The following is a 12032-nucleotide window of genomic DNA, read 5'->3' as shown; positions in this document are numbered from 1 at the left end:
GTGAAGATTGCGAATTTTGTTAACACTTCTTTCATGATCATGCACAAACATTTTTAAACCAACCATGACACAATAGTGTAATATCTTTACGGGAGGTTATGAATCGATGGGATCCATTACAGTGCTCTCCGACGAAAGTCGCGGTATTGCGTTTGACGACATCATGGAACAGCTTGAGAACTGGATGGAAGGAGAGGACTCGCATGAGAGCCCTGACTCCGGGTGGGACACGACTCGTTATTGTATCATTGATTATCAGGAGTCGGGTCAGGCCGTTTCGGCATCCAATGCGATCAGGGCTTTCATGCCGGACGTTCCATTGTTGATCGTTACGGATTTTCAATCCATGATTCGCAAGCGCCATCTTCAGCAAATCACGGGTGTGGGACCGATGAAAATGTTTCTTTGGGACGTGCAACATCCTCAGCAAATGGCGTCAGAGATGCGGAAATGGCTTGAATCCGTAAACAGACAGAACCTTTCGCAAGAACATGGGAATGCCAGAGCGAAATGAATCAAACAGGCTCTTTCAACAAACGGGCTATATGACATATTTGTATCCCGTGCCCCACACCGTTTTGATGTAACGGGGCTTTTTGGGATCAGGCTCGATTTTTTTGCGCAGGCTTGAAATGTGGACATCAATGGTTCGGTCCAGATATGCCCGTTCCGAACCTTTGATCCGGTCCATCAGCTCGTTGCGGGTAAATACTTTGCCAGGATTTTTATACAGCTCTTTCATGATTTCAAACTCGATGTGCGTAACCTCGATTTCTTCTCCGTCCACAAACAGCGTTCGGCTATACTCGTTCACACTGACATGACCGGCATTCGTTGGCGTGTCTTCCTTGCTGTCTTGAACCGTTTTCCCCGAATAAGAGAGAGCAGACCTGCGCAAGAGTGCCTTGATCCGCGCATCCAGCTCTTTAAGGCTGAACGGTTTGCACAGGAAGTCATCGGCACCGTTATGAAGCGCCTTGAGACGGTCATTCAGCATCGTGCTGGCCGAAATCATGAGAATCGGAACGGTCGAATGCTGACGAAACGCATCCACCAGCGCATTTCCGTCCGTTTCGGGCAGCATCAGATCCGTCACGACGATATCCGGCTGGAATCGGGGGAAAAGCTGAAGTGCCTCGCGGGCATGATGAACCCGTTCTGTAATGTATCCTTCCTCCTCAAGAAAGAAAGCAATCATGTCGGCAAGATTTTTTTCATCTTCTATAAGAAGTACTTTGATAGACATAGAGGTCACACTCCTGGTGGAAATTTATAAAGAAACACGGAATCCAATGGATGTAGTTTGTTAGAGATTGCCGAAGCATGGAGTACGGATCGGTTTTGGTCATCCCATGTACATGTATATATGATGACTTGTCCCAATTCCACGCACCGCAAATTCAACATTTTATCATGTATGAAGTTTTTGCAAATCCATCAACATTTACCAAAACTATGCCATGTCATATTTACAGTATAATGGATCAGAACGATTTGGAGAAGAAAAGGGAACTCCGAAAAACACTCGACAAATCAAGCGCAATTCGGAAGCCTAACGTATTTTCGTCAAATAGGGCGTTAATGAAACAGTTTGTTTGCATGGGGAGGAAACGAAGTTGCTAAAAAATAGACGTAAAATGATAGGTTGGGCCAAACATTGCCTATGATTCGTACAAAAATCGGAAAAACGGTGCTGGATTGGACGCTGTCGCGGCTGCGCATTCCTTGGATCGCCACGATGGTGCTTGTTGTGCTGGGTACATTGGGCAGCGTATACGCCATCACGATGTTCTACGGCGTTCAATTGATGCTCGGCGGTGCGGCAGTGCTTGTTGCCTTGCGCCTGCATGGCGGAAAGTATGGCGGCATGGCTTTGGTGGGCATTTTCGGTTTAAAATGTCTCCTCTTAGACATGCCTTACAGCATTTGGGTCGGTGCAGCAATCCATGCTTTGGAATTCATCTGGATGCTGGGGTGGCAGAAGCGTTGGAAAAACGGCAGCATGATGACGGCCAACGCCACGTTTTGGCTAGTATTGTTTTTGCCGATTGTCGGTCTCGGCCACTTTGTCTTTGGTATGGAAATGGATGATTTGAGATTTGCGTATATCCATGCCGCTCTGGTCGGTATGGTGAATGCGCTATTGGCGGGAATCGTCGTCGACTTCTGGATTACGCACAGCGAGCATCCAATGAAGCGTGCGGGCGCGATTCCTCTTCACAGAATCGCGTTTAAATACGTGGTTGCCTTTGTTGTATCCGTTTCACTTGTACTGCTGTCGGCGGATAGCCGCAGACAGCTGGATCAAATTCGGGATGCCATTGTGACCAGCCTAAGACATGCTACCGATCTGATTGACAAGAAAGTGGGGGTTCCAGTGGTTCCTTCGGGACAATTGCAATCAACCCTGAGGCAATATAGCGAATTTATGGATGTCGGCATCATCATTTTGGGATCAGACGATCGTGTGGTGGGTTCGTCCTCCGAGCTTTACCCGGTTGGTGCAGCATTGCCAGCGAAGCAGGAACGCGTTTTGCAGGCAGGGGGCGACCCCTTGTTACTCTCGGATGCCGTGGCATCCAGCGATATTTTGGATTACTGGAGGCAGGCGGTTTTCATCAATGAGAAATGGCAGGCGCCGGCCGAGGGGTATCGTCTTATCGTACTGTCAAGCCCTTCCAAGTTTTATCCTCATATTGCATCAATCTATCTGACCACGATCCAATCCCTGTTGGTCATTATTTTGGTATCCATGATCATTGCCGCGCCGATCAGCAAAAAAGTCGTAAGCCCATTGAAACGGATTACGCTTATGACGAGTGCACTCTCCAGACTGCTGATTCGACAAGGGGAAATGAAATGGCCGATAAGCCATGTAACGGAAGTCCAGATTTTGATCGGCAACTTGCGCAAAATGTCCGACGTGCTGCTTGAGCAGTTCGAGCAGATTCGCCAGGACAAGATAACGCTGGAGGACCGTGTAAGGGAGCGTACCAAGGAACTGAGAAACAGCGAAGAAATCAAGCGGGCCATCGTAGATTCATCCATCGAGGCCATCATTGCTGTCGATGCATGCGGAAAAATCATTGAGTTCAATCCCGAGGCCGAGCGCATGTTCGGGCTGCGGAGGGAAGACGTGGTATATCAGAAAAATGCCCCTTCCCTGTTTCAGGGAGCCACTTGCGATGAAATCAAGCAAAAGCTTGAACGTCGCGAGTTTAATACAGGCAAGCGGCATACCCACATCGAGGAAATTTACGGCATCAGGCGCGACGGATCCGTTTTTCCGATCGAATACAAAATTGTCGAGATTCGCTTAGGCAACAAAGAGTCATTATACAATCTGTTTATCAAGGATATTACCGAGCGAACAAGAGCTGAAGAGGATCGCGTGCGCGATGCGCTTGCGCTGGAACAGCTGAACGCCGAATTGGTGCGCGAGAAACAGGCCATTCAGGAACAGCGCGACATCAGCGAGCAGTTCATTGAATCGGTCCGCGAAGGCTTGGTCATGTCCGACCGGTCTGGAACGATCACGATCGTCAATCGCCGCATTGAGGAGATGTTCGGTTTGGGGGATTTCCTTGGACGCTCCATCGAAGATCTGGCCCTGTCCATTGAGCGGTCCGTGCTCACGGATAATTTCAACCTGCTCGATCAGACGCGCGCGTTTCTGAAAGGCGAGCAGGCTTTTGCGGAAACCGAATTTGTTCTGGATAATGCGTCCAAAAGTGTTTTTTCTCTATATATGAAACAGATTGACGTACCCGGCAGAAACCATGGCTTCCTGCTGGTGTTCCGGGACAGGACGGAAGAAGAACATCTTAACCGCATGAAGCACGAGCTGATCAGCGTTGTTTCACATGAACTTCGCACGCCAGTCGCCACTATTATGGGGTATGTGGAACTGATGATGCTGTATGATCTTCCCGCCTCGCAGCGCCTTGAATTTTTAGGGAAAATTACGTCCGAGGGGGCCCGGCTCAGCAGTTTGCTGGATGACGTGCTGGATATCCAACGATTGGATAACGGAAGCTTGACCTACCACATGACCTATGTTCCTATGCTGGAACTGGTGGAGGGCGTGGCCGAACAGTGGAACATCAAATCAGTACAACGCATATATGTGCATGCCTTTAACGGGGACTTCTTCGCTTATGCTGATCAGAACCGGATGGCACAGGTGCTGCACAACCTCGTTGGCAATGCGGTCAAATACTCGCCTGGTGCCGATCGCATCGATATTACGTTATGGGAAGAGAAGAAGTGGTTATGCATCGATGTAAGGGATTACGGCATCGGCATTGCCGAAGAGGTGCAGGACATGCTGTTTACGAAGTTTTACCGGGTGGACAATTCGGACCATCGCCAGATTGGCGGAACGGGTCTGGGGTTATATATTTCGCGTAAAATCGTGGAAGATCACCATGGGAAGCTGACGGTGATGTCTGCGCCAGGCAAGGGGAGCACGTTCAAGGTCCGGCTTCCCAAACAAGAGGCGCTCGTATGAATAATTGACGGCTGACGGGATAATAAAGCCTTAACCCCTACTGGATGCATCGCATTCAAGTAGCGGTTAAGGCTTCTTTGTGTCAGTTTTCACATTCGCGGATAAAAGCGGATAAAAAAGGAATCTTTTGCAAACGGTATAGGTAAACGACATTCGCATCCGTTAAAGGGAGGAGGCGTGATATGTTTCGCAAAGAAGAGAAAACGCTTGTGATCGTTTGTCTGGTTGCCGCGGTCGTCGTACTTTACGCCGTGGTGAAGAGCATCATTCGCATCATGAATTATTAGTTGTTCGAAGGAAGAAGGGCGATGCCCGGAACCTATCATTGACTAACAGTGAGGAGTGTCACCCTGATGACAACGCTGGACCCTGTTCTGCTAAGCCGGATATTGACCGGATTAACCCTGTTTGTACATATTATCTTTGCATCGATCGGCGTTGGCGTGCCGCTCATGATCGCTCTTGCGGAGTGGCGCGGATTGCGCAAGAACGACGTGCACTACACCCTGCTTGCCCGCAGGTGGGCGCGAGGCTTTGTCATCACCGTAGCGGTCGGCGTAGTAACCGGCACCTCGATTGGATTGCAGCTCAGCTTGTTATGGCCCATGTTCATGCGGGTGGCGGGACAGGCGATTGCCCTGCCGCTGTTCATGGAGACGTTCGCCTTTTTCATAGAGGCGATATTCCTTGGCATATACCTGTACACCTGGGATCGTTTCAAAAATAAATACACGCACATGCTGCTGCTCATCCCGGTTGCGCTCGGTTCGTCGGCATCGGCCATTTTTATCACTACCGTCAATTCGTTCATGAACCAGCCGCAGGGCTTCACCCTGATCGATGGCATCATGAAGGACATTCATCCTATAGCGGCCATGCTGAATCCCGCTACGCCAACCAAGGTAACCCATGTGCTTGCATCCTCCTATACGCTCAGCGCGGGTTTGCTTGCAGGCATCGCCGCTTTCAGCATGCTGCGGGGCAGGGGCCATGTTTATTATAAAAAGGCATTGAAACTGACGACCGTCAGCGCACTTGTATTTGCCGTCAGCACTATTATGCTCGGGGATTCCTCCGGCAAATTTCTGGCCAAATACCAACCGGAGAAGCTGGCCGCGGCCGAATGGCATTTCAAAACGATGAAAGAAGCACCGCTCGTATATGGAGGCATATTGGACGAGAACAACGAAGTCAAGTATGCGCTTGAAATTCCCTACGCGCTAAGCATCCTTGCCGGAAATCGGCCGGATACCGAAGTGAAGGGGCTTGAGGAGTATCCGGCCGATCTGAGGCCGCCGCTCTCGATTCACTATATGTTCGATTTGAAGGTGACGACAGGAGTGATCATTTTCCTGATTCCTGTCCTGTACGTGTTTCGGCGCTGGCTTCCGGGACGCAAACCGTATCCGAAATGGCTGCTCATGGGCATCGTGTTTCTGGGACCGCTGGCGATGATTGCGATCGAGCTCGGCTGGATGTTCGCGGAGGTTGGACGCCAACCGTGGATTTTGCGCGGATACATGAAGGTATCCGAGGCTGCCACGACGTCCACTTCCGTAGGCTGGATGCTTGTTCTGTTCATTTTGCTGTATCTGGTCCTTTGTTTCTCTTGCATCCGTGTCCTCAGCAAGCTGTTCCGCAACAAGGAAGCGGAGAAGGAGCTGGAGTCGCTCGGGCTTGAGGGAGGGATCGTGCATTGAGCTTTGAAATTGCGGGCATTGCGATTTTGTGGACGTTTCTGTTCGGATACCTGATCGTTGCGTCGATCGATTTTGGCGCAGGGTTCTTCAGCTTTTACAGTGTACTCTCCGGGCATGAGAATAAAATCCACAACATCATACAGCGCTATCTCTCGCCGGTGTGGGAAGTGACGAACGTCTTTCTCATCTTTTTCGTGGTCGGATTGGTCGGATTTTATCCGGACAGCGCGTTTTACTATGGAACTGCGCTGCTGGTGCCCGGCTCGCTTGCCATCGTGCTGCTTGCGATTCGCGGCGTATATTACGCCTATAACACCTATGGAAACAACGGCCAGAACAGCCGGATATACATGGCCTTGTATGGGGCGACAGGGCTGCTGATTCCCGCCGTGTTCTCCACCATTTTGGCGATCTCCGAAGGGGGGATTATCGAGCAGTCGGGAGAGAGGGTTTTGTTTAGCTGGGGCGAATTTTTGACCAATCCTTACACATGGTCTGTCGTGCTGTTGGCATTGGTGAGCGTGCTTTATATTTCCGCCATGTTCCTGTCCTACTACGCCAAGAGAGCGGAAGATGAGACAGCGTTTGAAGTATTGAGGGAATATGCCTTGCTATGGAGCCTGCCTACCATCTTTGCCAGCTTTCTGGCGTTTTTGCAAATCAACAAGCAGAACCCGCAGCATTTTCAGAACATGCTGGGCATTTCATGGATGTTTATTGCCTCCTTCGTCTGCTTCGTCATTGCGGTATCACTCGTATGGAAACGCAAGTACATGGGGTGGTGCTTCGTAGCTGTCATGCTGCAGTTTGCTTTTGCCTGGTACGGGTATGGCCGCTCGCATTTGCCCTACATCCTGTATCCGTACGTTAACATTTACGACAGCTTCACGAACCGCACGATGGGAATCGCGCTGATTACCGCGTTCAGTCTGGGGCTGTTGGTGCTGATTCCGTCGCTGGTGCTGATCATGAGACTGTTCCTGTTCGATGCCGATTACGTGCGAGGCCGAACGGGGAAAAAGAAAGGATGAATACGATGTATGCAGAAGGCGTATCCGGCATTCCGGGCGTAACGGGATTAAGTTTTTTCGAAACGTTCACGATCATGTACGCTCCGCCGCTTATTATCGTCGCAGCGATCGCTTTTTTGTTCATCTATATGGCGGCAAGCGGCAATCCGAAGGACTAGCCTTTTTTCAATTCGGCGAAATATGGGTTAAAATAGGTGAAGGGAGGAGGTCCTTTCATGCCTAAAATCCGCTATAACAATCTGGATAATGTAAGCACAGACAAAACGTTGAAGGAATTCAGGCAGTGGAGGGAGGAACGGCGCAGAAAGTCGAAGGATTATACGTTCAAGGTGCCGCATCACCCGCCTGACTTGGATTTCCTGCATGCCAACCGGGAAGAGACAACGGTGACGTGGGTGGGGCATTCCACCTTTTTCATTCAATATAACGGTCTGAACATCGTCACCGATCCGGTTTGGGCCGAAAAGATGGGGTTCCAGCGTCGGCTTGGACCTCCGGGCATTCCGATCCGGGACATTCCGCCGCTGGATGTGGTGCTGATCTCCCATTCTCATTATGATCACCTGCATTTGGCATCCTTGCGCAAACTGGTGTCCGCCAAAACGCTGCTGATCGTGCCGGACGGACTCAAAAGAAAAATGGTGCGCAAGGGGTTTCACCGCTGCCACGAACTGAAATGGTGGGAGCATCTGTCCGTCGGCGGCGTGAAAATTACGTTTGTGCCTGCCCAGCACTGGACGCGCCGCACGTTGTTCGACACGAATACTTCCCATTGGGGCGGGTATGTTCTGGAGAGCGCTGCGACGGTTTCGCCTGCAGCAGCGGAAAGCGCGATTGCTAAAGCTTCGAATGAGGGGAGCCCTCGAACGTCAGCGGGATCGGGTTCAAGAGAGCACCGGAATAAAGGCGGCATTCGCAAACCGGAAGGCGGAGCGGCCCACCACTTTTCCGTATCTCCGCCCACCGTTTATTTCGTCGGGGATACCGGATTTTTCCCCGGTTTTCGAACGATCGGAGAACGTTTCGACATCGACATCACTCTTATGCCGATCGGGGCCTATGAACCCGAATGGTTCATGACGTCCCAGCACGTGACGCCGGAAGAAGCGCTGCAGGGGTTCGTTGAAACGGGTTCCGAACTGATGGTGCCGATGCATTACGGCACGTTCAGGCTGGCAGACGATACGCCGCGGGAGGCGCTGGATCGCCTGGAAGCCGAACGGCAGCGCCTTGGCATCGCCGCCGAGCGCATTCAGGTTCTCGGTCACGGCGAGACGCTGCGCATTCGCCATGGCGAGGACGAGCAAACCTGATTTTCTTTCCACATCAACATGGATTTATGGTTCATCTGAACCGGAAACAGTCCCATGCCAAATATTTAATGCGTAAAAAAGCGGCCAATCTTCGAATTAGCCGTTTTTTTGTGTTATAATATGGTGCCGGAATAGGCTTAGGGTCATTGAATCCATAAGTATACGAGCTGCTATTCATGCAATATGCAGATTAACAAATAAAAAGGATGGTAATGCTTAATGATCAGTACAAGCGGCATCACGCTCCGCTACGGAAAACGTGCACTTTTTGAAGACGTGAACATCAAATTCACGCCAGGCAACTGCTATGGCCTGATCGGCGCCAACGGGGCCGGCAAATCAACGTTCCTCAAAATTTTGTCAGGCGAAATCGAAGCAAACCAGGGAGAGGTGCACATCACCCCAGGCGAGCGCATGGCCGTATTGAAGCAAAACCACTTCGAATACGATGAGTACCCGGTTCTTGAAACGGTAATCATGGGTCATAGCCGTCTGTACTCCATCATGAAGGAAAAAGATGCGCTTTACGCCAAAGCGGACTTCACTGAGGAAGACGGCTTGCGTGCGGGTGAACTGGAAGGTGAATTCGCAGAATTGAACGGCTGGGATGCCGAGCCGGATGCGGCTGCACTCCTGATTGGCCTTGGCATTGACCGCGACATGCATGACAAAAAAATGGCAGAGCTGAGCGGTAACGAAAAAGTCCGTGTCCTGCTGGCTCAGGCGCTGTTCGGCCGTCCGAACAACCTGTTGCTCGATGAGCCTACCAACCACTTGGATCTGGAGTCCATCCAATGGCTCGAGAACTTCCTGATGGATTATGAAGGCACCGTTATCGTCGTATCCCACGATCGTCACTTCCTGAACAAAGTGTGTACGCATATCGCGGATATCGATTTCGGCAAAATCCAGTTGTACGTAGGAAACTATGACTTCTGGTACGAGTCCAGCCAGTTGGCGATCGCCCTGCAACGCGACGCGAACAAGAAGAAAGAAGAAAAAATCAAGGAATTGCAGGCATTCATCCAGCGTTTCTCCGCGAACGCTTCGAAATCGAAGCAGGCCACTTCCCGGAAGAAACAGCTCGATAAAATTACGCTGGACGACATCCGTCCGTCGAACCGTAAATATCCGTTCATCAACTTCAAGCCGGAACGCGAAGCCGGGAAGCAGCTGCTCACCGTCGATCGCATCAGCAAAGCGGTGGAAGGCGAGCCATTGTTGAACGATGTAAGCTTTGTAGTGAACAAAGGCGACAAAATTGCGTTTGTTGGACCCAACGGCCTTCCGAAGTCCCTTCTTTTCGATATCTTGATGGGCGAAACGGAAGCGGACAGCGGCGAGTATACATGGGGCGTTACGACTTCCCAAGCCTATTTCCCGAAAGACAACTCCAAGTATTTCGATGGCGTGGAATTGAGCTTGGTGGACTGGCTGCGTCAGTATTCGAAGGATCAGGATGAAACGTATCTGCGCGGTTTCCTTGGTCGCATGCTGTTCTCCGGCGAAGAGGCGCTGAAAAAAGCAAACGTATTGTCTGGGGGCGAGAAAGTTCGCTGCATGTTGGCGAAAATGATGCAAACCGGCGCAAACGTGCTGATTCTTGATGAGCCTACGAACCACTTGGATCTCGAATCGATCACGGCATTGAACAACGGATTGATCGATTTCGACGGCACGATGCTGTTTACGTCCCATGACCATCAGTTCATTCAGACGATCGCGAACCGCATTATCGAAATTACGCCGAATGGCATTATTGACCGTCAAATGAGCTATGACGAGTATCTGGAAAGCGATGAAATCAAAGAGCTTCGTCAAAAGCTGTACCCTGCCGAAGCGTAAACAATCGGTCTTTCAACGGAATTGATTTCTGTTCTGCCTTATAATAAAAGAAGCGCCAAATCTCCGAAAGGAGAATGGCGCTTCTTTTTGTTTGCCATAAAAGCAACGTTCATTGTGAATTTTGAGGCTAGGACCCGCCTGTCCGGCGGCGTTGATTGTTCGGCTTTTTGTTGTTTTGGCTTTTCAATGTTTTGGTTCCGCCCTCGAAGTAAGCTCCGGCCTGATTGCCGTTCTTGGCCTGCTCCTTTTTTTGTGCCAGCTTTTGGCGTATGGCATCCTGCAAACTGATCTTGCGCGGTTCGTTCGTATTGTCGCTCATGTGAATCCCTCCCGGTCTTGCAATAAGCCGTCCGAATAAGGACGGGATGCTCCCATTTTATACGTTTTGCGAAGCCTGTACAAGGGCAACCTGTTAAAATGCGTGATCATTCGGAACGTGTCCATTTTTCCTTAATGAAACTTTGTTTCTCAAAGCTTACAGCCATGACGCTTTGCAACTTTTTTTCGGTATCCCTACAGCACTGCGGCTTGGCAACACTGTTTCTGTAGACCCACACGAGTTTCGTTTGATAACATGGAACAACGTATTATGAAAGTTAAAGGAGTGTCGTTGAAGTTGAACGCTTATGACGAAATACGCAAGGGAGAGCGGGGAGCCTGGGTTAGCATCGCTGCTTATCTCGTGCTGTCCACTTTCAAGCTGATCTGTGGATATATATTTGCTTCCAGCGCCTTGCTCGCGGACGGTTTCAACAACCTTACCGATATCGTGGCCTCCGTGGCTGTATTGATCGGATTGCGCATATCCCAAAAGCCGCCCGATTCCGACCATGCTTACGGTCATTTTCGCGCAGAAACGGTTGCCGCACTGATTGCTTCCTTCATCATGGCCATGGTCGGCCTGCAAGTACTCTTCGAAGCGGTTCGATCCTGGTATCAGGGGGAGTTCACCGCGCCTAATCTGTGGGCCGCCGGAGTGGCGGCAGTGTGTGCGCTGGTGATGATGGGCGTGTATCGCTACAACTACCGGTTATCCCGGCAAATCAACAGCCAGGCGCTCTTGGCTGCCGCCCAGGATAATCGCTCGGACGCCCTGGTCAGCATCGGGGCCGCCGTGGGCATCGTCGGCGCGCAATTCGGCTTGCCTTGGCTCGATAAGGTCGCCGCCATCGTGGTTGGTTTAATGATATGCAAAACCGCATGGGATATTTTCAGGGATGCGACGCATAGCCTGACCGACGGATTCGATCAAGACCAGCTCACAGACCTTCGCACGACGGTATCGCGCGTGCCAGGCGTGGAATTGATCAAGGACGTCAAGGCGCGCGTTCATGGAAGCCATGTGCTCGTGGATGTCGTCATTGAAGTGGACGGCGGGCTCAGTTTGATCGAAGGCCATCAAATCTGTGACCGGGTCGAGGAACGTCTGAAACACAAGCATAATATCATGCATGTTCACGTGCATGTAGAACCCAAAATGGACAATCTTCCCCAGGGAACCTAACCGACATTCCAAAGCGATGTTTACTATAACTGAAACCCCTTTTTCATGGGGTGCGCATACATGATGAAAAAGAGGATAGCCGCGAATGCGGCTATCCTCTTTTTGACTTATCGTTCCAACGATAATACG

The 12032-nt window shown here is 50.7% G+C and carries 10 protein-coding genes; 8 read left to right on the top strand and 2 right to left on the bottom strand.

Features of this window, described 5'->3' with window-relative positions:
- Window positions 1-106 precede the first annotated feature (106 nt).
- Window positions 107-514, top strand: coding sequence for a hypothetical protein (locus MKY59_RS26880; RefSeq protein ID WP_339274668.1), 408 nt, complete (start codon window positions 107-109; stop codon window positions 512-514).
- Window positions 515-541: 27 nt separating this feature from the next.
- On the opposite strand, the gene MKY59_RS26875 is transcribed toward MKY59_RS26880, so the two are convergent.
- Window positions 542-1246, bottom strand: coding sequence for a response regulator transcription factor (locus MKY59_RS26875; protein ID WP_236420531.1), 705 nt, complete (start codon window positions 1244-1246; stop codon window positions 542-544).
- Between the two features lie 417 nt (window positions 1247-1663).
- Here MKY59_RS26875 and MKY59_RS26870 point away from each other — a divergent pair, with 417 nt between their 5' ends.
- From MKY59_RS26870 to MKY59_RS26845, 6 genes are all read left to right on the top strand, one after another.
- Window positions 1664-4510, top strand: a complete 2847-nt coding sequence (locus MKY59_RS26870) for an ATP-binding protein (RefSeq protein WP_339278484.1) — start codon at window positions 1664-1666, stop codon at window positions 4508-4510.
- 353 nt (window positions 4511-4863) lie between these two features.
- Complete coding sequence (locus MKY59_RS26865) at window positions 4864-6210, top strand: cytochrome ubiquinol oxidase subunit I (protein WP_236420532.1); 1347 nt, start codon at window positions 4864-4866, stop codon at window positions 6208-6210.
- Window positions 6207-7241 carry a cytochrome d ubiquinol oxidase subunit II gene (locus MKY59_RS26860; protein ID WP_339274667.1) on the top strand — a complete coding sequence of 345 codons (1035 nt, stop codon included), beginning with the start codon at window positions 6207-6209 and terminating at the stop codon, window positions 7239-7241. Before MKY59_RS26865 ends, MKY59_RS26860 begins: the two co-directional genes overlap by 4 nt.
- Window positions 7238-7399: a hypothetical protein gene (locus MKY59_RS26855; RefSeq protein WP_236420534.1), complete on the top strand. Its 162-nt coding sequence runs from the start codon at window positions 7238-7240 to the stop codon at window positions 7397-7399. Before MKY59_RS26860 ends, MKY59_RS26855 begins: the two co-directional genes overlap by 4 nt.
- Before the next feature lie 57 nt (window positions 7400-7456).
- Window positions 7457-8554, top strand: coding sequence for an MBL fold metallo-hydrolase (locus MKY59_RS26850; RefSeq protein ID WP_339274665.1), 1098 nt, complete (start codon window positions 7457-7459; stop codon window positions 8552-8554).
- Window positions 8555-8773: 219 nt separating this feature from the next.
- Window positions 8774-10399, top strand: a complete 1626-nt coding sequence (locus MKY59_RS26845) for an ATP-binding cassette domain-containing protein (protein ID WP_339274664.1) — start codon at window positions 8774-8776, stop codon at window positions 10397-10399.
- Between the two features lie 127 nt (window positions 10400-10526).
- On the opposite strand, the gene MKY59_RS26840 is transcribed toward MKY59_RS26845, so the two are convergent.
- Window positions 10527-10718 (bottom strand): hypothetical protein, encoded by a 192-nt coding sequence (locus MKY59_RS26840; protein WP_236420537.1) that lies wholly within the window; start codon window positions 10716-10718, stop codon window positions 10527-10529.
- 270 nt (window positions 10719-10988) lie between these two features.
- On the opposite strand from MKY59_RS26840, the gene MKY59_RS26835 reads away from it, so the two are divergent.
- Entirely contained in the window at window positions 10989-11903 is a 915-nt protein-coding gene (locus MKY59_RS26835) for a cation diffusion facilitator family transporter (protein ID WP_290371494.1), read from the top strand.
- Window positions 11904-12032 lie beyond the last annotated feature (129 nt).

The sequence above is a fragment of the Paenibacillus sp. FSL W8-0426 genome (assembly GCF_037969725.1).
Taxonomy (GTDB): domain Bacteria; phylum Bacillota; class Bacilli; order Paenibacillales; family Paenibacillaceae; genus Paenibacillus; species Paenibacillus hubeiensis.
Note: the sequence above shows the minus strand (reverse complement) of the source record. Positions and strands in the feature narration are given on the sequence as shown.